Origin of the sequence: Streptomyces sp. SID13666 (assembly GCF_010548325.1) — a bacterium.
Lineage (GTDB): Bacteria > Actinomycetota > Actinomycetes > Streptomycetales > Streptomycetaceae > Actinacidiphila > Actinacidiphila fildesensis.
Genome location: NZ_JAAGLX010000002.1, coordinates 314,110 through 334,844, shown reverse-complemented (window position 1 = coordinate 334,844; position 20,735 = coordinate 314,110). Strand labels below are relative to the sequence as shown.

Below are 20,735 nucleotides of genomic sequence, written 5' to 3'. Positions count from 1 at the left end.
GCCCGGAGTCGGACGGGCTCAGCCGCAGGTGATGTTGGCGTGGTCGAAGGACGCCGTGAAGGGCCGCTTCTGCGGATCACCCTGGGGCGACTGGGCGCGGTTGACGACGGAGAGGCCCACCCGGAGTTCCGGTGTCCCCTTGCCTCCCGACGTGCCCGGAGTCGGCGCCTGCCCCAGCTGCTGCCAGTCCGCCGCACCGCTCGCCCGCCAGGACGCTGTCACCGTATCGCCGGTACGCCGCAGCCGCAGTTGGACGCTGGTGGCGTCCGTCCTGACGAGCGTCCTGCCCTTGGCCGCCGCGGTGGTGAAGGCGTAGTCCACGGTGACGTACTTCCCGTCGTCCCTGAAGTACTCGAAGGTGATGCCGCCGGTGTCGCCGTAGCCGCGCTCCAGCCGGATGTACCCGAAGTCGGCCGCGCTGAGGAAGAGGCCGGCTCCCTGGTAGGTGTAATGCGGGGACGCGTTCACTTCGGTCTCGGCGGTGAAGTTCCCGTTCACCTCCCGGTAGAACATGGGCGCCCTGGCACCGATCGAGGGGATGTCGGCGCGCAGATCGGCGCCGTCGGCGGCGGTGATGTCGAGCTTGCCGCCGGGGAGCGCGATGGTGTCTTCCATCTTGTTGATCGGATGCCAGCCGGCGGCGCTCACGTTCGAGGTGAAGGGGTCGTTGATGCCGCCGCAGGGCAGCGCGGTGGCCGGGCCGTCCGGGGCGGGTGAGGCCGTGCTCGGCGCGCCCGAAGCCTTGCTGTCCCCACCCGTGTCGTCCTTGTTCCCCAACTGGTTCAGCGCGATGGCCACACCGCCGCCGATCAGCAGCACCGCGACGGCCACCGCGAGGATCGCGCGGCGGCGCTTCGGCGGCCGCTGGACTCCGGGATGCTGCGGGGCCTGCGGGGCCGGGACGGTGGAGTACGCGCTGTGGCTGCCGGGTCCGTTGTACCCGGTCCCGCCGGAGGCCGGGACGAACGGCGGCGGGCCGAACCCCGCGGGCGGGCCGGCTCCCTCCGCACGACCCGATCCCTCCGCCGGACCGGGATAGCCGTAGCCGGACGGCGCCGGTGCGGTGAGCGGAGCGGTGGGGGCCGGCGGCGGGTCCAGCACGGTCCGTTCCTCGTCGAGCATCCCCGACTGGCGCAGGATCGCCCGGGTCAGCGGCGCGGGCAGCCAGCGCCCGCCCGACGCGAACGCAGCGGTCGGCGCCTGATCGGGGGAGTCCAGCCCGTCCAGGATCTGCGCCGCGCTGGGCCGTTCCCACGGGTTCTTGGCCAGACAGCTCCGAGCCAGCGGGCGCAGTCCGCCCGGCAGGTCGTCCACCTCGACCTCGTCGTTGACCACCCGGTAGAGCAGCGCGGGGGTGGGGCCGGTGCCGAAGGGGGACCGGCCGGTCGCGGCGAAGACCAGCACCGCGCCCAGCGCGAAGATGTCGGTGGCGAAGGTGACCTCGCCACCGGTGACCTGCTCGGGCGCCATGAATCCCGGTGAGCCGATCGCCGATCCGGCCATCGTCAGCCCCACGGACTCCAGCGCCTTGGCGATGCCGAAGTCGATGACCTTGGGACCGTCCAGGGCGAGCAGCACATTCGACGGCTTGAGGTCCCGGTGGACCAGCCCCGCCCGGTGGATGGCGACCAGTGCCTCGGCGAGCCCGGCGACGAGCATGCGCACCGAGTCCTCGGGCAGCGGGCCGAACTCCGTCACGGCGCTGGTGAGGGACGGTCCGGGGACGTAGCCGGTGGCCAGCCACGGCGGGTCCGCGTTCGGATCGGCGTCGATGACCGGTGCCGTGAAGACCCCGCTGACCCGTTTCGCGGCCTCGACCTCACGGGCGAACCTGATGCGGAACTGCGGGTCCTGGGCCAGATCGGCCCGGACCACCTTCACGGCGACGGACCGGCCGCCCGGTGAGCGCGCCAGATAGACCTGCCCCATGCCGCCCGCGCCGAGCCGTGCGCTGATCCGGTACTGCGCCACCTGCCGCGGATCCCCGGGCCCCAGTTGTTCCACCGTGCCGCACCCCCTCCGGAACCCGTGCCGGCCGGGCGCCGCAAGCTCCCCCACCGGCGTCGCATCCGGCCCACGATCAGAGTAGAGCCGCGCGGCCCGCGGTGGGGTGTGTCGCGCAAGTCGGCGTGCCGCCAGATCCGGCGGGGCTGTCGAGCCCCGCCTGCCCGCCCGCGCTGTTGGCTATCGTGGCTGATCTGGGAGAGAGGACCCCTGTGGGCGAGAACAAGGAACGCATGCTGGCCGGCGACTGGTACCTCCCGGACGACCCCGACCTGGGTGCGGATTCCGAGCGGCGTGCCGAGCTGTGCGCGGCCTACAACTCGGTCGACCCGGGTGCGCGGCCCGCACCGGCCGAGCGTCGCAAGCTCCTGGAGCACCTGCTCGGCGCGGTGGGCGAAGGGGTGGTGATCCGTGCGCCGTTCCAGTGCGACTACGGGCGTCAGATCACTGTCGGCGCCCGGACGTTCGTGAACTTCGGTGCGGTCTTCCTCGACGCGGCGCCCATCACCATCGGAGCCGACGTGCAGATCGGTCCTAACGTCCAACTGCTGACGCCGGCCCATGAGCTGGACACCGAGCGGCGGCGGGCCGGCTGGGAGAAGGCGGTGCCGATCACGATCGGCGACAACGTCTGGCTCGGCGGCGGGGTGATCGTCTGCCCCGGAGTGACCATCGGCGAGAACACCGTGGTCGGCGCCGGTGCGGTGGTCACCAAGGACCTGCCGGCCGGTGTCCTGGCGGTCGGCAATCCGGCCCGGGTCATCCGCTCGCTGGACACCTGACCGCCCTGTTCGGAGGGGGTTGACTTAGAGCGCTCTCCAGGATGCAGACTCCTGCTCAAAGCCCGGCACCGATGGGTTCGACGAGGGGAACGCACATGCGGTACCGCACGATCGGCAAGGACCCGGCGACCCGCCGCGAGGTGAGCGTGCTGAGTCTCGGCGCCATGCTGTTCGGCACGATCACCGATGAGGCGACATCGTTCGCGATCCTCGACCGGTTCGTCGAAGCCGGCGGCACCTTCATCGACACGTCCAACAACTACGCCTACTGGGTCAACGGCACCCAGGGCGGCGAGAGCGAGGAACTGCTCGGCCGTTGGCGCCGCAGCCGCGGTGCCGGTGACGAGCTGACCATCGCCACCAAGCTCGGGGGGCGGCCGCTCGCCCCCAGCGCCACCATGGCCCTCGACGTCGAAGGCCTGTCGGCCAAGACGATCCGGGAGTCCGCGGAGCGCAGCCGGGAGCGGCTCGGTATGGAGAAGCTGGACCTGCTGTACGCGCACACCCAGATCACGAGCGTACCGACGCAGGAGATCGTCGAGAGCTTCGCCGGACTGGTCGCCGAGGGCGCCGTCGGTCTGCTCGGGGCGAGCAACCACTACGCGTGGCGGGTGGAGCAGGCCCGCAGCCTGGCCGCGGCGGCCGGCCTGCCGGGGTACGAGGTCCTGCAGTTCCACCACAGCTATCTGCGGCAGCGCACCGACTTCCCGAGCCGGCGCTCCCCGGACGGCCAGGAGGGCGTGCTCAGCGGCGACCATCTCAGCTATCTGCGCTCCGACCCCGAACTCGCGCTCGTCGCCTACTCGCCACTGCTGGGCGGTGCCTACGTCCGTGAGGACAAGCCGCTGGGCCCCGAGTTCGACCACTCGGGCACGCCGGTCCGGCTCGCCGCACTGCGGCAGGTGGCCAAGGAGACCGGGGCGACCGCCAACCAGGTGGTGCTGTCCTGGCTGATCGGATCCGAGATCCCGGCGATCCCGCTGGTCGGCGCCTCCTCGGTGGCGCAGCTGGACGAGAGTCTGGCCGCGGTCGACCTGGAGCTGACTGCGGAGCAGCGCGAGCGGCTGGACGCGGCGCGGTAACCCGTCGCCTGCGGCGGGCACCCTCGTACCGCCGGTGTGATCTCCGACCCCGCCCCGATGCAGGCCCGACGGCCCCGGCGTTGCGGCTCAGCGGAACTCGTGGACCACGTCGATCGTGCCGGCGATGTGGGCGTTGAACTCGTCGAGCTCCTCGGCCGGGACCCACAGTTCGAGGATCGTCCGGCCGCCGGCCTGCTGGACGGGGTACCGGGCCACGAAGTCGGAGTCGACCTCGAAGCGGGTGACGAAGCCCGCGCCGTCGTGCTTGACGTTCCAGTCCCGGGCGATCCTGACCGCGTAGTCCTCGTTGAGCACGGGGTAGAAGATCGGCTGCTCCGGCAGGCGCGGCGGCCAGGCACGCCACTCCAGCTCCCGGACCAGCTCCAGCTCCTTCGGACCGGTCGGGCGCCAGAGGGTTGTCGTCGGTCGGCCGGTCATGGTGAGTGCCTTCTGCGGAGGGGCGGAAGTCGGTGATTCCGCTGGTCAGGAGAGTGCAGGATAGCGGCGCCGTGCGTCGGGCGGCCAGGGAGTTCTCCGGGGCCGGGGCCGGGGCCCGTGCGCCGGGAGTGCCGATTACCGCTGGGGCCGCCGCGTTCGGCAGGATGCGGGTATGACCGAAATCCGTACCCCCCGCCTCATCCTCCGTCGCTGGCATGACGACGACCTCGCGCCCATGGCGGAGATCAACGCCGACCCGCAGGTGATGCGCTACATCGCGGACGGCTCGGTCCGTGATCTGGAGAGCACCGCGGAGGCCATCGAGCGCTGGGAGGAGGAGTGGGACGAGGAAGGCTTCGGGCTCTTCGCCGTCGAGCTGCTCGCCTCCGGTGAACTGGCCGGATTCACCGGACTGTCCGTGCCCAGCTTCCTGCCGGAGGTGCTGCCCGCCGTGGAGATCGGCTGGCGGCTCGGCCGGCAGTTCTGGGGCCAGGGCTACGCGTCGGAGGCCGCCCACGCCACGCTGGAGTTCGCGCTCCAGGATCGCGGCCTGGACCGCGTCATCAGCATCGCCGCGGTGGGCAACGACGCCTCCGAGAACGTCATGCGGAAGCTCGGCATGGTCGTGGAGCGTGAGACCGTGCACCCGGAGTACGGGACGCCGCTTCGCGTGCACAGCATCGACCTCACCGAGTACCACGCCTGACGCGAACGGGCCCCGGATCAGACGCCAGGGATCGAGGCCGTGGCGAGCTTCCGGAGCTCCTCGTAGTCCCAGGTGAGGGAGCCGTCGCGCAGGGAGTCGAGGACGCCGGTGACCCATGCCAGTTCGGCGCCGGTGATCGTGCGGACGTATTCGGTCTCCAGCATGGTCACGCGGGGAAGTTGGAAGCCCTCGGCCTCGGTGGCCAGTGCCGCGTCCAGTTCGGCGATCTCCCGGAGCAGCAGGTCCCGGCGCTCGGTGAGCAGCTCCTGAGCGGTCTCCGGGGTGAGCATCAGGAAGAAGGAGAGCGCGGCGGGGAACTCCGGGAACTCGTTGCGTGGCGTGGAGAGGATCTCCGCGAGCCACTGGCGTGCGGCGTCCCGGCCGCTGTCGGTGACCTGGTAGGTCGTGCGCTCGGGATACCGGTGATCGCGGTCGGTGTCCTGGACTTGGATCAGCCCTGCCTCCTGGAGCCGGCTGATCATCTTGTAGAGGGTCGCGCGCTGGCCGACGTTGACGACCTGGTCCTTGCCCCACTGCTTGATGAGGCGCTGGATGCCGTACGGATGCATCGGGCCGTTCTCCAGAAGGCTGAGGATCGCCAGGGCCAACGGGGAGCGCCGGAACTTAGTGGTCACAGAGATAAATGTACACCGCCCTCCTACTAGTTGCCGGAACACTAGAAGGTGTGCCACTATGAAGCCATGGCGAACACAGAGAACCTCCGCGAAGACTTCACTCCCGACAACGGCCCGGTCTGCATCGACGCGGACCACACGATGACCAAGCACCTCGGCAACTGGACCGAGGCCAACCGCTTCCAGATCCGCACCCGGCGCGGCGCGGTCGTCCTGGACCTGCGCTCTCCCGAGATCGCCGACGGCGACATCCACGTCCACGTCGACATCGACCACGGCATGCTCAAGCTGCTCGTGCCCTCCGACGCGACCCTCGACCACTTCGGGAGCCTGTCCTGGGTCGGCCGCGGCCGCGTCAAGGACCTCGAGAGCGCCTCGGCGACCCCCAGCGGCCGCCGGATCCACATCAGTGGCAAGGTGCACGGCGGTGAGATCCGCGTTCACCGCAACGGCATGGCGCACCTGTCCGCGATCTTCTCCCGCACCTTCCTCGAAGACGCCAAGCGCGCCCGCCGCGAAGGCGTCCTGCCCACCGTCGACGACCCGACCCGCTCCGTCTCCGGCACCACCGATCGGTGACCCGGTGCCGCCACGTCAGTAGTCAAGAATTCCGTTCCACGAACATGGTGAGGGCGGCGCGGATCCTCCACGGATCCGCGCCGCCCTCATTGCTTTGCAGGCCGCTTCCGGGCAGTCGGGCAGCCGGGGAGCCGGTCTACTCGGGCCAGGGCGAGTTCTGGATGGTCTCCACGAAGTCGCCGCGCTCGAACCCCGGGACGAAGTGCTGGAGGACATCGGCCTTCACGTTCCCGAACGTCGTCTCCGGCTTCGGGGCGATGCCCGCGGTGAACGCCTCCAGGATCCGCCGCTTGAAGTCCGGGCGGGGGTGCAGCGCGGTGATCTCGGCGCGGTCGCTGTCACGGATGTCCCGGTATCCGATGCCCAGGACGTCGTACTCGACGCCGGCGGTGAGCAGCGCGACCTCAGACTCCATGAAGCCGGGGATGCCGGGGGTGGTGTGCAGGGCGATGGCCGTCCAGACCCGCCGGATGCCGTCCTCGGGGAGACCGTGGCCGAGCAGGAAGCGGCGTGCCTCGTCGGCGCTGTCCACCTCGAAGCGGCGCCCGCTGCCACGGAAGGTTTCGCCGAGGCCCAAGTCGTGGAACATCGCTGCGACGTAGAGCAGTTCCGCGTCGAACCGCAGACCGCGGTTGGCTCCCTGCAGGCTGCCGAACCAGTAGACGCGGCGGGAGTGGTGGTAGATCAGCTCGCCGACCGTGTCGCGCACCAGCTCGGTGGCCTCGGCTGCGAGCTTGGTGTCCGGTACGGACACTCCGGCGGCGCTGGACTCCTGGACCGTCATGGAACGGCTCCTCTCCTCTGCTCGGGGAACGGGCCCGACCGGCCCTGGTGACTGTTCCAGCCTGCCCGCGGTGCCGGACGCCGCGCCATGTCGCTGAAGACAGGAACCCCACAGATGCGGACATGCGGCTACCGTGGACGGGTGCAGCGCCAAGTGATCGTCTTTGCCTTCGACGGGGTGCGGCTGATGGACGTCGCCGCTCCGCTGGAGGTCTTCGCCACCGCCGGGCGGGACACGGGCGCCTACGCCGTGCGGGTGTGCACCCCCGGGGGACGGGACGTCATCACCTCCACCGGCCTGCGGATCGCGGCCGACCTCTCCGCGGAGCAGGCCGAACGCACTCGGTGGACGGACGGGGACGCCCCGGCGGAAGCGGTTGGCCCCGGGGAGCGGGCGGGCCAGGAGGTCACGCTCATCGTCCCCGGCCCCGCCGACCTCGACACCCTCCGGAGGGAACCCGCCCTGGTCGAGCAGGTGGCTCGGCTGGCGGCGCGGGCGCAGCGCGTGGCGGCGGTCTGCACCGGGGCGTTCGCGCTCGCGGCGGCCGGCCTGCTGCACGGCCGCAGGGCGACGACGCACTGGGAGCACGCGGCGGAACTCGCCCGCCGGTACCCGGACATCCGGGTCACGCCCGATGCCATCCACGTCCAGGACGGGACCGTCCTCACCTCGGCCGGGGTGACGGCCGGCATCGACGTCTGCCTGGCGATGGTCGAACAGGACCACGGCCCGGAAGAGGCCCGCCGGGTCGCGCGTGACCTGGTGGTTTTCCTGCAACGGCCGGGAGGGCAGTCCCAGTTCTCCGCCGCCTCCCGCATCACCGCGACGCTCCACCCCGTCGTGCGTCCGCTGTTGGACGCCATCGCGGCCGACCCGGCGTCCGACCACAGCCCGCAGGCCCTGGCCGGGCAGGCCGGTGTGAGCCCGCGTCATCTGTCCCGGCTGTTCCGCGATCACACCGGCAGCACCCCGGCCGCGTACGTGGAGACCATGCGGCTGGAAGCCGCCCGGATGCTGCTGGAACGCGGCGAGAGCGTGACTTCCGCGGCCCGCCACAGCGGACTGGGCAGCGACGAGACCCTCCGCAGGACCTTCGCCCGCCACCTGGGAACCACGCCCTCCGCCTACGCCGCGCGCTTCCGCAGCACGCGCACCGAGGTTCCGCCAGCTCCGGCAACGTGACGTAACGCCTCGTGAACGCCTGTGGGGCCGGTCCCGTCCGGGGCCGGCCCCACGGGCAGTGTCAGACCTCCCCGGTAGCGTCGAAAACCGGTCCGTGAACCGGCGGACGGCGTATGGCTGAGGAGGACCACGATGGTAAACAGGATCACGGTCGACCGGCAGGGCCTGGGCCGGTCACTGACCCAATGGGGAGACGTCTACGGCACGTCCTACCAGCGCGACTTCGCCTCCCTCAGCCGATCCCACCGCAGCCGGCCCGTCGCCGAGATACTTCCCCTGCTGCGCCGGGCGGCCGAGAACGCGAGGCTCGGCTTCTCCCCGGCCGACCTGCTGGAACAGGCCGAAGCCATCAGCACCGGCGCTCCGTACGAGGTGCGGATCGGGTGAGGTGAGCGGTGGCGGGCCGGGGAAGCGGGCGAGTTACGGCCGGGGCTCGCCGAACCAGCGCCATGTGGTCACGCGGGGGTGGCCGGGCAGTTCGGCTCGCCCGGTCGCCCACAGCAGGGTGGGCCAGGGGTGAGTGGTCCGCGGCGCGTCCGGGAAGAGCCGGTCGAGCACGCGCGAGCAGATGTCGGAGGGCGGGGTCCAGGCGAGGCCGAGTCCCTCTGCCAGATCGTGGGTGTGCACCAGGGTCTCCACGATCCCCATCGCGGCGAACCCTTCCGGATCCGACACGCCGAAGCCGTGGAAGGCGCGAGTCCGCGATGGCGTCGTGCGCACCATGGCGACCAGCAGGGCACCGCACGCCTCCAGCACCTGCAGCAGTCCGTCAGGTCCCGCCGTACGGTCCGCGTGGACGGCGTTCGCCGGGCCACCGGGTCGCCGGCTCTCCCAGACGAACGGCACCTCACCCTCCAAAGGCGGTGTCCTGGGGCCCAGTTGAGCCGCGTAGGCGAACAGATCGTCGCTCAGGTGCTCGACGGTCTCCCAGCAATCCCACTCCAGCGAACCGGCCTTACCGTCCCAAGCCGTCGCGGGCGCGTTCCGCAGGGCGGCGACGGCGAGCTGGACCGACCGGTCGAGATCGTCCGCAGTCACGGCGGAAGGCGCGGATGACGGTGCGGCGGAGGAGGGCGACGGTGAGGCTTCCGATGATGCAGACATGGCAGGACCGTACCCGGCCGGAAGCGTTGCGCGCCGCGCTGCGGTCCCGATCTGCGCGCCGCGCTGCCGTGCCGCTGACCGCTTCCGGATACGACTAGGGCTTGTCGATGTGCACGTCGGTCGACTTCACCCGGGCGGTGACGGTCACCCCGACCGCCAGCCCCAGCTCCTCCACGGCCTCCCGCGTCACCACCGACACGATCCGGTGCGGCCCGGCCTGGATCTCCACCTGAGCGGCCACATCGTCGAGCGTCACGCCCGTCACGATCCCGCTGAACGCGTTCCGCAGGGACGTCGCGACCGCGTCGGGCCCCGTCGGTACCCCGGCGGCCCGCTCCTTGGCGAACGCGGCCAGACTCACCCCGTCGATCACCCGGTTCCCCGGGCCGTGCCGGTCCATCCGGATCTGGCCACCGTCGGCCCATCGCCGGACCGTCTCGGGACTCACACCCAGCACTCTCGCTGCCTGGCCAATGCTGTAGGACGACACGTCCGCACGATACCCGTGCGCCGCGCGCCGGCGGCTTCCGATCCGCCGGATCCCGGACGCGCCACGGCACGGCCAACTTCGGCGGCAGCACCGGCAGGTGTGTACGTTGGCCCAGTCCAAACGGCTCACCTCGCTCCGAGATCCGGACATCGGTGCCGTACGGCGGGGCAGCAAACACCTCAGCAGCTCTCTACGCAGGAGAATCCGCATGACGACCGTCGAGGACCACGAGCAGACGCTGCCCGGGGCCGGTGCGCCAACGGTGCCGGGCGAGCTGTCGTACCCGGAACGGAAGCAGCGGATACGGCGCCGGCTGGAGCGGCTCATCGGTATCGCGGCGACCGAGAACAACGCCCTGGTGCCGCTGCGCAACGGTGACGAGATCTTCGCGGCGATGCTGGGCAGCATCCGGGCGGCGCGGTACACGGTCGACATGATGACCTTCGTCTACTGGCGCGGTGCGATCGCCCGGGAGTTCGCGGCCGCGCTCGCCGGCCGGGCCCGCGAGGGCGTGCGGGTCCGGCTGCTGCTGGACGGATTCGGCAGCCGGCTCATCGAGCAGGAACTGCTGGACGAGATGGAGCAGGCCGGGGTGCAGGTCGCCTGGTTCCGCAAGCCGCTGTGGCTCTCACCGCTCAAGCAGAACCACCGCTGCCACCGCAAGGTCCTGGTCGTCGACGAGTCGACCGGGTACACCGGCGGCGTGGGCATCGCCGAGGAGTGGTGCGGCGACGCCCGCGACGAGAAGGAGTGGCGCGACACCCATGTGCAGGTGCGCGGCCCGGCGGTGGACGGTATCGCGGCGGCGTTCGCCCAGAACTGGGCCGAGTGCCACGCCGACCTCTTCGACGACCGTGACCGCTTCATCGAACACGCTCCGCAGGGCGACGCGATCGTCCAGGTGGTGCGCGGCTCCGCCAGCTTCGGCTGGCAGGACATGCAGACCCTGATCCGGGTGGTCATCGAGTCGGCCCAGGAACGTCTGCGCCTGGCCACCGCGTACTTCGCACCCGACGCCTTCTTCATCCATCTGCTGTGCGAGGCGGCCCGGCGTGGGGTGGAGGTGGAGATCCTGCTGCCAGGACCTCACACCGACAAGCGGGTGTGCCAGCTGGCGGGGCAGAACTTCTACGAGGAACTGGTCGCGGCCGGAGTGAAGATCTGGCAGTACCAGCCGACGATGATGCACGCCAAGGTGATCACCATCGACCATGTCGCCTCGCTCATCGGGTCGACGAACTTCAACCGGCGCTCGCTGGACCATGACGAAGAGGTCATGCTGGCCGTTCTCGACGAGACCTTCACCGCCACCCTCGACGGGCACTTCGAGGAGGACCGGGCGGTCAGCGAACTGATCGAGTCCGGCTCGTGGAACCGGCGTTCCTCCATGCAGCGGCTTCAGGAAGTCGCGGTCATCCCGATCCGGCGTTTCCTGTGATGCCGGTGGCGCCGGGAGGCAGCAGGAGTCCGGCGGCCTCCTCGACGCCGTCGGTCAGCGTGAGGACCTGGTCGGCGCCGGTGAGTTCGAGGGTGCGCAGCAGCTGATCGCTCGGCGCGGCCAGGACCAGGGAGCCGCCGCGGTCGTCCAGGGTCTGCCGCAGGCTGAGCAGCAGCCCCAGTCCGCGTGAATCGCAGAAGCTGAGTTGGCCGCAGTCCAGGATCAGCCGCACCTGGCCGGTGTCCAGCACCGATGCGGTGGCATCGGCCAGCACCTGCTCGCTGTCCAGGTCCAGTTCACCGACGACCGCCAGGACGGCCACGCCGTCATGACGGTGTATCCGTCGCGCCTGCAAGCGCGTCATGGAGCACTCCCACTCGAAGATCGACTGCCCCGTGCCGTCATTCTGCCAGGCGGTCCGCCTCCGGTCAGGCGCTTCGCACACTTGTGCCCTCGTGCACCGATGGAACCCGGCCGGACCAGCAGAACAGGACCGGGGCCGGGGACTGGGATGGAGTGGTGAGTGGTCCCCCGGCCTTCCGGAGACCTTTCGGGAGCCTTTCCCGGAGCACGTCCCAGAACAGTGTCCAGAGCACATCCGAGGAGAAGCGATGATCACCATTGTGTGTCACTGCGGCGACAACATCGGCCTCCCGAGCGGGACCGAAACCGATCAGGACGATGGGCGTATCTACCACGGTGACGACGACGGCAGGCCCACGGCCTGCCCGCTCGACGACGAAGGGGAGATCCGCGCCTAGCGAGACGTGGGCCGGCCCTGGGCCGTGCACGTCGTGGCGTGGTCGTTCACGACGCCGACCGCCTGGAGATAGGCATAGGTGATGGTGGTGCCGACGAAGGTGAAACCACGCCGCTTCAGGTCCTTGCTCAGCCGGTCGGAGAGATCGGTGCGCGCCGGCAGCGGATCCGTGGGCCGGGGACGGTTGACCACGGGCGTGCCGTCGACCCACTGCCACAGGTAGGTGTCGAAGGAGCCGAACTCCTCGCGTGTCGCGATGAAGGCGCGGGCGTTCTTCACCGTGGAGGCGACCTTGAGACGGTTGCGGACGATGCCCGCATCGGTCATCAGGTCGTCCAGCTTGGCCTGCTCGTACCGGACGATCTTCCGGTAGTCGAAACCGTCGAGGGCCTTGCGGTAGTTCTCGCGCTTGTTCAGCACCGTGGACCAGGACAGACCCGCCTGGGCGCCTTCCAGGAGCAGCAGCTCGAACAGATAGGCGTCGTCATGGGACGGGACGCCCCATTCGGTGTCGTGATAGTCGGCCATGAGCTCGGAGCCCTCGGCCCAGGCACAACGGGTGACGGTACCGGCGGTCGCTGCGCTCACGGGCTGTCCTCGGGGCTGCTGGGTCGGGCAGTGAATGTCGGGCAAGGTATACGGACTCGGCCGCCGTCCCGGAACTGCCGGCCCGGGGCGGCCGCCGGTCCGGATACACCGGATGCTACTGCGGGGCACTGACAGTCGCGGGTGCGCGACACCGCACGGCGGGGGGCGCGCACGGGCCGCCGGATCTTCTCCGGACGGCGCGGAACCGTGGTGTGATGGCGCCGTGAGCAGCGCAGCAGAAGAGACCAACCGCCGCATGCTGCGGGCCCGGGACGCGATGGACCGTGCCTACGCGCAGCCGCTGGACGTCGCGGCCCTGGCCCGGATCGCCCATGTGTCGCAGGCCCACTTCGCCCGCACCTTCCGGGCCACGTTCGGGGAGACGCCGCACCGCTATCTGCAGCGCCGCCGGGTCGAGCGCGCGATGTTCCTGCTGCGGGAGACCGACCACAGCGTGACGGACATCTGCTTCGAGGTCGGCTTCGGCAGCCCGGGGACCTTCAGCCGCACGTTCCGCGACATCGTCGGCCGGTCACCGAGGACGTACCGCAAGGAGGCGGCGGCCGCGAACGTACCGACGTGCTTCACGATGGCGTGGACGCGGCCGAGCGCCTGACCGCAGTCACTGCCCGTCGGCGCTGTCGGGCCCCTCCGGAGACCGAGCAGTTTTGGATAAGTTTTCGCCCGGCCCGCTCGGTAGCGTGATGCACATGTTCACCGCAATCACGCACTCACAGATCTACGTCCTCGACCAGGACGAAGCCCTCGACTTCTACGTCGGTAAGCTCGGCCTGGAGGTCGGCGCCGACATCGACATGGGCTTCATGCGCTGGCTGACCGTCAGCATCCCGGGTCACCCCGAGCGGCAGATCCTGCTGGAGAGGCCGGGCACTCCGGCGATGTCCGAGGAGACGGCACAGCAGGTCCGCGAGCTGGTGACCAAGGGCGCCATGGGCGGCCACCTCATCTTCAGCACGGACGACTGCCGCAAGACGTACGAGACGCTGCTGAGCCGGGGCGTCGAGTTCACCGAGGAACCCACCGACCGCCCGTACGGAATCGACTGCGGCCTGCGCGACCCCTTCGGCAACAGCATCCGCTTCACCCAGCCGAAGGCCTGAGGCCCCTCCGGTCACGACCGCTCCAGCGGCTGCTGCCGGACAGCAGCCGCTGGAATCGCACGGACTAGAGGAACTGCCAGGTGGGCTTCGCCGCGTACGTGGCGCGGAAGTAGTCCGCGAGCTTGAGGCCGGACGCGGCCGCTTCGTCGATGACGACGGTGGCATGCGGGTGCAGCTGCAGCGCCGAGGCCGGCACCATCGCGGACAGCGGGCCCTCCACGGAGAGCGCCACGGCCTCGGCCTTGGCCTCGCCGGTCGCCAGCAGCACCAGGTGGCGCGCTTCCAGGATGGTGCCGATGCCCTGGGTGATGACGTGGTGCGGAACCTCGTCCAGCGAGTCGAAGAACCGGGCGTTGTCCACGCGGGTCTGCTGGGTGAGCGTCTTGATGCGGGTGCGGGAAGCGAGCGAGGAGCAGGGCTCGTTGAACCCGATGTGCCCGTCCGTGCCGATGCCGAGCAGCTGCAGGTCGACACCGCCCGCGGCGGCCAGCGCGCGGTCGTAGTCGGAGCTGGCGGCGGCGACGTCCTCGGCGGTGCCGTCGGGGCCGATGAAGGACGCCTCGGTCAGTCCGAGCGGCTCGACGACCTCGCGAAGCACCACCGAGCGGTAGGACTCGGGGTGCCCCTTGGGGAGGCCCACGTACTCGTCGAGCTGGCAGATGCGTGCCCGCGAGGCGTCGAGGGTGGCGGCGCGGACCCGGGCGGCCAGCGCTTGGTAGATCGGCAGCGGCGTCGATCCGGTGGCAACGCCGAGCAGGGCGTCGGGCTTGCGGGCGAGCAGGCCGGCGATCGCGGAGGCGATGAGTTCGCCGCCCGCTTCGGCGTCCGGAACGATCACTACTTCCATGCTGATTCCACCGTTCTGAGGCATACATATCGTGGTGTAGACCAATTTACCGGAGGAGGGCGGCGGACGGGGCGGCGGTCCAGCACTCGGAACCCGCGGTACGGCAAAGGTTCACGACCAGGTCACGCGTTATCCGCCGGCCGCCAGGATCCGTTCCAGCACGTCGGCATAGCGCGTCCGCCGGTCCGGTCGGGCGTGGTCGGCCGCGTACCGCAGAGCGGGGACCGCCGGTGCGCCCATGACGATCAGCCCCTCGGCCGCTGTCTTCCGGACAACGGGATGGGCGTGCTCCAGCAGTCCGGTGATGGCGGGGATCGCGGGCTCCCAGCGCCCGTGGCTCAGGGCCAGGACCGCCGAGCGGACGACATTCGGCTCGGGGTCGTCCAGCAGCACCGAGGTGTGCCGCAGATACGTCCGCCGGTCGAGCACCGTCCGTGAGGTCCGGTGGGCGTGCAGGCGGACCCTGGGCCGGGGATGGCGCAGCAACTCGCCGATCAGTTCCGTCAGTTCGGCATCATCGGGGTGTGCCCCGGCCAGCCGGGTGAGCGCCCGGCGGATCTGGTCGGGGGTACCGGAACGGGCCAGGTTCATCAGCTCGTCCCGGGACGGACCGGGCACGGCTCCTCCCGGCGTGCCCTGGGCGCGGGCGCGGAGCGCCGCCAGAGCGGCGGCGTCCTGCGGCCCGGCGTCCGGGCCGCGCAGGGGGCCCTCGACGAGAAGGAGCCCGTCAGCGAGAGCGTCGTGGCCCTCGGCGCGCAGCCGCCGGCAGATCCGTTCCAGCGCGGGGGTGCGCAGCGGCGCACGGCCGGTGAGCAGATCGAGGAATCCCCAGGCGCCGGCGTCCAGACGGCCGGCCAGGTGCTCGGCCAGCGCATCGGCGGGCACCCGGCGGAGCAGGTCACGGGCGGTCGGACGGAACGCGGGCGAGCCGTGCTCCCAGTACTCCAGCAGCAGCGGGACCAGCGGAAGCAGATCCCCCTGGTGGAGCTGCCCGGCCACGCGGGCCACCCGGTCGGGCAGGATCTCCGGGCCGCGCAGTTCGACCAGGCCGATGCCGGTCAGCAGACGCGCCACCTCACCGCCTACCCGCACCGTGACACGGCCACGTAGGAACGCCCGCAGTACGAGAAGCCGGGTCTCCGGCTCGGGCCACTCCAGGAGCGCCCCCGCGGCGGTGTCCCGGCGGTCCCGGTCGGCGGAGTCCAGCAAGGTCAGCAGGCGCTCCCGAAGGGCGGTCGAACGGGGCTGGTCCAGGTCGTCGACCCGTACGGTGCGCGGTGCGGGGACTGCCTCGCGGGCGGTCTCGGCGAGGGTCCAGGCCGGTGCGTCGAGCGGCTGGAGATCCGTCATCCAGTCGAGGAGCACATCGCGCGCGTGGGGGCGGGCGAAGGCGTACGCGTCGACCAGCGCGGCCAGCCGCTGCCGGGAGCCAGGGACGTCGTCGTGGCGGTGGCGCAGCTCCTCCAGTGCCAGGGTGCTCGGGGCGCGTACCGCGGAGTCCAGTGCGCCCTGCCATGCGGCGACCTCGGCGGATGCCTCGGCGGCCTCCCGGGTGCCGGCCCGGGCGGGGGAGTGAGGGTCCGGAAGGACGGTGAATGCCTCCCGCAGGACAGCGGACTCGGCCTGCCAGGCGTCGGCACCGAGCCGGGCCGCGGCGACCGCTTGGTCGAGGTCGGTGCGCAGCAGTACCGCTCCGCACCGGCGCAGCAGCGTCAGCGTGCAGCGGTCGCCTGCCGGAGCGGGCGGCAGCGCGCGCACCGCGTCGGCGAGAACCGACCTCCCGACGGCGGACAGCTTCGGTGCGAGGGCTTCGAGAACGGCGAGGAGGGCGTCGCGATCGGCGGCCGCGAGGGCGCCGGGTCCGCCGGCGAGTTCGTCGAGCACGACTCCGGTGGAGCGGGACAGGACCGTCAGCTCGTCGTCCGTCCACGGCGCCGGGCACAGGCGCAGGGTGAACCGCAGGACAGGGCCTCGGACGCGGGGTTCCGCGGCGGCCAGCCGGAGCCAGCCAGCCAACAACGGGCGCAGCGCCGTCAACTGCCCGGCGGTCGGCGGATCCGGCCGCTCGGCGATACGGAGGGCGACCGAGGGGTCCCAGCCCCGGGTCGTCAACGACCGTACGTCGCGGTCCGGTTGACCGTCCTCCGCCGGCCGGCTGCCGGGAAGTACGTCGATTCCGTGCCGGGTCATGGCCGTTGCCAGATCCTCGACGGTTCCGGCCGTGAGGTGGACCCGGCCGGCTGCCACCAGGGCGAGCAGAGCTGGTGCGACAGGGGAGGCCTGGTGCTCCAGCGCGCGGACCGCGCGTGCGGACAACTCGCCGTCGAGGCCCGCCAGCAGCATTCCCCGGGTGCGGTCTTCCCCGTGGTGACCGGATCGGGGCCCGGAGTCGTGCCCGGAATCGTCCTCCGGAGGGTGCTCGGCGGCGGCGAGGACGGTCGCCGCGTACGCGGCGCCGAGGATGGCGCGCAACGCTGCGACCAGTGCGTCACGTAGCCCCGGATTGTCGTGGTGGCCGAGCCGGAACAGCAGTTTCGGCACCGTCGCCGGCGTGCCCGCCAGGGCCAGGACCCCGGCGGCGGTCTTCTTGATGTTCATGTTCGGATGGTCGAGACACGCGGCGACCGCACCGGCGGCCCAGCGGGCCCGCGCATGGCCCAGGGCGAGCAGCGCCTGCCGTACGGTCTGGATGTCCTGGACGTCGCGGGTGGCGGTCAGCGCGATCAACGACGCCGACAGCGCCTGGGCGTCGTCGCCGGTGGTGTCACGGGCGAGCAGCGCGATCACGTGCTTGCGCACCTGCGGGTCGCGATTCCGCAGCAGGCGGTGCACCCGTCGGCGGGTGCGCGCGTAGGGCACCCGCAGCAGCAGTTCGAGCAGGATCGTCCGCTCGCCGTCCGACACGCCCGGCCGGTCCAGCAGATCGAGCGCCATGCTCGCGACCAGCGCATGACCGGCCGCCCGCGCGGTCGTGGCGTCGAGCAGACAGGCAGGCCGGATCCTCCCGCGTTCGTGGAGACGAACCCCCAGAGCACACACGGCATTGAGGACTTCGTCGGGAACCGCAGGCTCGCCGGCCGGCGGCCGGTCGCGGACGGGCCGCGCCGCGCCGCTCGCCTCCTCGGCCGCGAGATCGGCCACGACGCGCAGCAGGAGGTCCGCGACGACCGGCAGGGTGCCGACGGCCGCGTGGGCGGCCAGTCTGCACAGGGAGGCGACCGGCTCGTCCGGGTCCAGATGGGAGCTCAGGAGCGCCAACTCCTGTTCGTCCGGGCCGCCGAGGTCGGCCGCGATGCGCCGGGGGAGATCGGCGGCGTCGAGACGGCCGAGGAGAGCGCGCCGCTGCTCCGGATCGGTCGTCAGCAGCCAGAGCAGTTCCAGGGCGCGCTCGCGTACGGCGCGCAGGTGAGGTGCGATGACCCCCGGGTTCTCCGCTGCGGCGAGACCGAGCCCTTCCCGCAGCGCCGCCACCGTCCGGTGCCCGCCGATGGCTTCCAGGGCGTCGAGAGCAGCCGCGGGCACCGAGGTCAGGTGCGCGATCACCGTGTCCTCGGCGTCGGTGTACCGCAGCCTGCGGATCGCGTCGAGCAGCGGTCCTGGCTCGGGAGCGGACGGAAGCAGACGCGTGATCGCTTCCCCGATCCGCGGCTCCTCGCTCCCGGACCCCTGCTCGGACAGAGCGACGAGCAGGTCCATCCTCCGTGGCCGGTCGGGGTCGGCGGCGGCTGTCTCCCGCTCCAGCAGGACATGGGCCGTGGTCCGACGGCAGGTGAACAGGATCGTCGCGAGCTCACCGGCCGGAATCGAGTGATCGGCCAGCGCCAGGCCGACGATGGCCGGCACGTCCGTCTCGGTGGGGAAGTGCCCGCGCCGGTGGAGACCCCGAAGACACGTCACCGCCGGTGCGGCGAACAGCAGCGGGTCCTGCGCGGCGCTCGCGGTCAGGCGGGCGATGTCAGCACGGTCGGCCAGGTCGCCGAGGAGTTCCATCGCGCGCCGCCGGAGAGCCGGCGACAGGTCGGGATCGTCGACGACCCGCAGGAGGTGGTGGCGGTGCCCGTGCCGGGCCGCGGCCGTGAGCGCGGCCTCGGCTGCGGCCGGCCCGGCGTTCGCCGAAGCCGGGCCGAGAAAGGGGGCCAGCAGCCCGGCCGGCAACGGATCCAGCGCCGCCCATGGCTCGGCGAGCTCCTTGAGCACGTCGGCCGTGACGTCGGTGACGTCCGTGGTTCCGGCACCGAGCAGCCGCATCAGCTGTTCGCGGACCAGCGCCGGAGCCAGCAGCCCGGCGTGCAGGCCCTGCCGGGCCAGTCGCAGCGCCGCGGCCGTCAGCACCGGGTCGTCGGTGCGCGCCAGCTCGTCCACGAGCTGCCCGGGTCGGTGCGCGTCGGCGACGGATGCTCCCCGTACGGCCTGGTACAGCAGCTCTCCCGGCGGTTCCTCGCGGAGCGCCGCCGGATCGTTGAGGAGCTCCGCGCGCAGCCAGGCGATCCGCACCCGCACCGGCAGCGGCGCCGCACGCCACAACGGCCAGGGCCGCCCGTCGAGGTGCGGCCCCAGCCGTTCGTAGAGTCCTGCCAGTACGAGCGCCGCCTCCGGCGGTCCGGCCGCCGATCCCGGCAGCTGCGCGGCGAACGCGGCCGACTCGACGTCGTCGGGTCGGGGGTCCGAGGCGAGCCGCTCGGTCAGCAGGGTCAGCCCCAGGTACCGGACCCGGGGATTCTCGTGCCGGACGAGACGTCCGAAGACGTCCGGCGAACAGTCCCGCACGTCCAACCGGTCCGCCAACCGGCCGATGTCGGCCCGGCGGAGCGCATCGTGGAAATCTTGGTCTGCCGGGTTCGTCATCACCGGATGCTAGCCGCGGCGATTCCGGCTCCACCAGCCGGTTTCCGGTAGCGGTATCCGGAGGACCCGGCCTCAGTTCACATCGATCGCGGTGATCACGGGATTCCCCAAGGGCGCGGACTGCTCGTCCAGACCGGCGCCGCGCAGCGCGCTCTCGGCGAGGGCGAGGGCCTCCGCACGTGCTGTACCGCTGTTCTCCGCCTCCACTTCCAGACGGAGGGTGAACGTGGAGGTGTCCGGGTTCAGGCTCAGCGCGTCGAGGTCCGCGGACTCGCCCTCCGCGACTTCATGGGGATCGGTGCCCTGGAGAGCGGCCAGGATCTTCCCCTTGGTCTCAGGGGTGAGCGGCGCCTTCAGGGTGCCCGGCAAGGAGACGACGAAATTACTCATGAGCGTCGACTACCCACTGCCGGGCATTTCCCACCAGGCCGGTGCCGGTGAAGCGCCCGGACGGGGCACAGCGTGCGCGGCGGCCCCTGGGCGACATTCCCGCAGGCGGCGGGCCATGGACGGGAGTCCGCGTCGATCGTTCCCCGGGAACGGTCAGGCCGTTCCAATCGTCTACAGTGCTGTAGACAGACAGCTCCGCCGCGGGCCGCCGGTAACGGGCCGTGCCGGGCGCTCGGTGGGTGAGGAGGCAGGCCGGCATGATCGCGAACCGGGTCGACCCCGGCGATACGCGGCCGCGCGCCCGCTTCCCGCTCTCCCTGGCCGCCGCCGCGGTCTGCGCAGGAGCCTTCGTCCTGCTGGCGGTGTTCGTCGTCATCCGCCACGGAGCGCCGTTCCCCGGGGACGGGGCCGCGCACACCTGGTCGATGGTCCACCGGCCGCACCTCGCGTTGACCGTGGCGCGCCGGATCACCGCGAGCGGTACGGGGTTCTGGCCGTACGCGATGGCGGTGGCCGCCGGGCTGATCGTGGGGCGTGACAGCCGGCAGCGGATGTACGCGGTGCTCGGGGCCGCGGTCTTCCTCGGCGTCGGGCAGGCCGTCCGGTACGGCCTGATGGAAGCGATCGGCCGGGCCCGGCCGGCCGTCGGCGACTGGGCCGGCCACGCGTCCGGCTTCGCTTTCCCGTCCGGGCACGCCACCACCTCGGCGATGGCCGCCGGTCTGCTGGCCTGGGCCGCGGCCGTCCGCGGCCGCCCGGCGGTCGCGCGAGTGTGCTGCGCCGTTCTGCTGTGCTGGGCCGCGGCCGTCGGCAGCACCCGGGTCTACCTCGGCATGCACTGGCCGAGCGACGTACTTGCCGGATGGCTACTGGCCGCGGCGTGGATCGGTCTCGGCGCGACCCTTTACGCGCGGTACTTCGCGCGCCGTGGCCTGGATGGCGGCAGGCCCCCGAACTGAC

22 protein-coding genes are annotated in these 20,735 nt (G+C 71.5%); 11 read left to right on the top strand and 11 right to left on the bottom strand.

Features of this window, described 5'->3' with window-relative positions; translation table 11 throughout:
* Positions 1-18 precede the first annotated feature (18 nt).
* Complete coding sequence (locus tag G3I60_RS06380; RefSeq protein ID WP_164293945.1) at positions 19-2,004, bottom strand: protein kinase; 1,986 nt, start codon at positions 2,002-2,004, stop codon at positions 19-21.
* 212 nt (positions 2,005-2,216) lie between these two features.
* Between G3I60_RS06380 and G3I60_RS06375 the strand changes: the two genes are divergently transcribed.
* Both G3I60_RS06375 and G3I60_RS06370 read left to right on the top strand, forming a co-directional pair.
* Complete coding sequence (locus G3I60_RS06375; protein WP_138355618.1) at positions 2,217-2,786, top strand: sugar O-acetyltransferase; 570 nt, start codon at positions 2,217-2,219, stop codon at positions 2,784-2,786.
* Positions 2,787-2,881: 95 nt separating this feature from the next.
* Positions 2,882-3,868 (top strand): aldo/keto reductase, encoded by a 987-nt coding sequence (locus G3I60_RS06370; protein ID WP_164293944.1) that lies wholly within the window; start codon positions 2,882-2,884, stop codon positions 3,866-3,868.
* 87 nt (positions 3,869-3,955) lie between these two features.
* On the opposite strand, the gene G3I60_RS06365 is transcribed toward G3I60_RS06370, so the two are convergent.
* Positions 3,956-4,306 (bottom strand): hypothetical protein, encoded by a 351-nt coding sequence (locus tag G3I60_RS06365; protein WP_164293943.1) that lies wholly within the window; start codon positions 4,304-4,306, stop codon positions 3,956-3,958.
* A 172-nt stretch (positions 4,307-4,478) separates the two neighbouring features.
* Between G3I60_RS06365 and G3I60_RS06360 the strand changes: the two genes are divergently transcribed.
* Positions 4,479-5,012, top strand: coding sequence for a GNAT family N-acetyltransferase (locus G3I60_RS06360; RefSeq protein ID WP_138355621.1), 534 nt, complete (start codon positions 4,479-4,481; stop codon positions 5,010-5,012).
* 17 nt (positions 5,013-5,029) lie between these two features.
* Here G3I60_RS06360 and G3I60_RS06355 read toward each other — a convergent pair whose 3' ends face one another.
* Positions 5,030-5,647, bottom strand: coding sequence for a PadR family transcriptional regulator (locus G3I60_RS06355; protein WP_164293942.1), 618 nt, complete (start codon positions 5,645-5,647; stop codon positions 5,030-5,032).
* Between the two features lie 66 nt (positions 5,648-5,713).
* Between G3I60_RS06355 and G3I60_RS06350 the strand changes: the two genes are divergently transcribed.
* Positions 5,714-6,226: a hypothetical protein gene (locus tag G3I60_RS06350; protein WP_164293941.1), complete on the top strand. Its 513-nt coding sequence runs from the start codon at positions 5,714-5,716 to the stop codon at positions 6,224-6,226.
* A gap of 136 nt (positions 6,227-6,362) precedes the next feature.
* On the opposite strand, the gene G3I60_RS06345 is transcribed toward G3I60_RS06350, so the two are convergent.
* On the bottom strand, positions 6,363-7,010 hold the full coding sequence (locus G3I60_RS06345; RefSeq protein ID WP_164293940.1) for an HD domain-containing protein: 648 nt from the start codon (positions 7,008-7,010) through the stop codon (positions 6,363-6,365).
* Between the two features lie 141 nt (positions 7,011-7,151).
* On the opposite strand from G3I60_RS06345, the gene G3I60_RS06340 reads away from it, so the two are divergent.
* Entirely contained in the window at positions 7,152-8,192 is a 1,041-nt protein-coding gene (locus G3I60_RS06340; protein WP_343241023.1) for a DJ-1/PfpI family protein, read from the top strand.
* 132 nt (positions 8,193-8,324) lie between these two features.
* Entirely contained in the window at positions 8,325-8,579 is a 255-nt protein-coding gene (locus tag G3I60_RS06335; RefSeq protein ID WP_164606772.1) for a hypothetical protein, read from the top strand.
* Between the two features lie 33 nt (positions 8,580-8,612).
* On the opposite strand, the gene G3I60_RS06330 is transcribed toward G3I60_RS06335, so the two are convergent.
* Both G3I60_RS06330 and G3I60_RS06325 read right to left on the bottom strand, forming a co-directional pair.
* Entirely contained in the window at positions 8,613-9,296 is a 684-nt protein-coding gene (locus G3I60_RS06330) for a hypothetical protein (protein WP_164293938.1), read from the bottom strand.
* Between the two features lie 94 nt (positions 9,297-9,390).
* Entirely contained in the window at positions 9,391-9,786 is a 396-nt protein-coding gene (locus G3I60_RS06325) for a TOBE domain-containing protein (protein ID WP_164293937.1), read from the bottom strand.
* 208 nt (positions 9,787-9,994) lie between these two features.
* Between G3I60_RS06325 and G3I60_RS06320 the strand changes: the two genes are divergently transcribed.
* A complete protein-coding gene (locus G3I60_RS06320) occupies positions 9,995-11,224 on the top strand; it encodes a phosphatidylserine/phosphatidylglycerophosphate/cardiolipin synthase family protein (protein WP_138355628.1) in 1,230 nt (409 codons plus the stop codon).
* On the opposite strand, the gene G3I60_RS06315 is transcribed toward G3I60_RS06320, so the two are convergent.
* Positions 11,199-11,588 carry an STAS domain-containing protein gene (locus G3I60_RS06315; RefSeq protein WP_164293936.1) on the bottom strand — a complete coding sequence of 130 codons (390 nt, stop codon included), beginning with the start codon at positions 11,586-11,588 and terminating at the stop codon, positions 11,199-11,201. The genes G3I60_RS06320 and G3I60_RS06315 overlap by 26 nt on opposite strands.
* Positions 11,589-11,835: 247 nt before the next feature.
* Here G3I60_RS06315 and G3I60_RS06310 point away from each other — a divergent pair, with 247 nt between their 5' ends.
* Entirely contained in the window at positions 11,836-11,985 is a 150-nt protein-coding gene (locus G3I60_RS06310; RefSeq protein ID WP_164293935.1) for a hypothetical protein, read from the top strand.
* Here G3I60_RS06310 and G3I60_RS46290 read toward each other — a convergent pair.
* Entirely contained in the window at positions 11,982-12,572 is a 591-nt protein-coding gene (locus tag G3I60_RS46290) for a DNA-3-methyladenine glycosylase I (protein WP_343241022.1), read from the bottom strand. The genes G3I60_RS06310 and G3I60_RS46290 overlap by 4 nt on opposite strands.
* Positions 12,573-12,795: 223 nt before the next feature.
* Here G3I60_RS46290 and G3I60_RS06300 point away from each other — a divergent pair, with 223 nt between their 5' ends.
* Positions 12,796-13,188 carry a helix-turn-helix domain-containing protein gene (locus tag G3I60_RS06300; protein ID WP_187145145.1) on the top strand — a complete coding sequence of 131 codons (393 nt, stop codon included), beginning with the start codon at positions 12,796-12,798 and terminating at the stop codon, positions 13,186-13,188.
* 94 nt (positions 13,189-13,282) lie between these two features.
* Complete coding sequence (locus tag G3I60_RS06295; protein ID WP_138355630.1) at positions 13,283-13,693, top strand: VOC family protein; 411 nt, start codon at positions 13,283-13,285, stop codon at positions 13,691-13,693.
* Between the two features lie 64 nt (positions 13,694-13,757).
* On the opposite strand, the gene G3I60_RS06290 is transcribed toward G3I60_RS06295, so the two are convergent.
* The 3 genes from G3I60_RS06290 to G3I60_RS06280 all read right to left on the bottom strand — a co-directional run bounded on the left by G3I60_RS06290 (position 13,758) and on the right by G3I60_RS06280 (position 19,775).
* Positions 13,758-14,540 carry a glucosamine-6-phosphate deaminase gene (locus tag G3I60_RS06290; protein ID WP_138355631.1) on the bottom strand — a complete coding sequence of 261 codons (783 nt, stop codon included), beginning with the start codon at positions 14,538-14,540 and terminating at the stop codon, positions 13,758-13,760.
* Between the two features lie 129 nt (positions 14,541-14,669).
* Positions 14,670-19,385, bottom strand: a complete 4,716-nt coding sequence (locus tag G3I60_RS06285) for a HEAT repeat domain-containing protein (protein WP_164293933.1) — start codon at positions 19,383-19,385, stop codon at positions 14,670-14,672.
* Positions 19,386-19,457: 72 nt separating this feature from the next.
* The gene (locus G3I60_RS06280) at positions 19,458-19,775 is read right to left on the bottom strand and encodes a hypothetical protein (protein WP_164293932.1); all 318 of its coding nucleotides are present in this window, start codon (positions 19,773-19,775) and stop codon (positions 19,458-19,460) included.
* A gap of 257 nt (positions 19,776-20,032) precedes the next feature.
* Here G3I60_RS06280 and G3I60_RS06275 point away from each other — a divergent pair, with 257 nt between their 5' ends.
* Complete coding sequence (locus G3I60_RS06275; RefSeq protein ID WP_164293931.1) at positions 20,033-20,734, top strand: phosphatase PAP2 family protein; 702 nt, start codon at positions 20,033-20,035, stop codon at positions 20,732-20,734.
* Position 20,735: the final 1 nt, after the last annotated feature.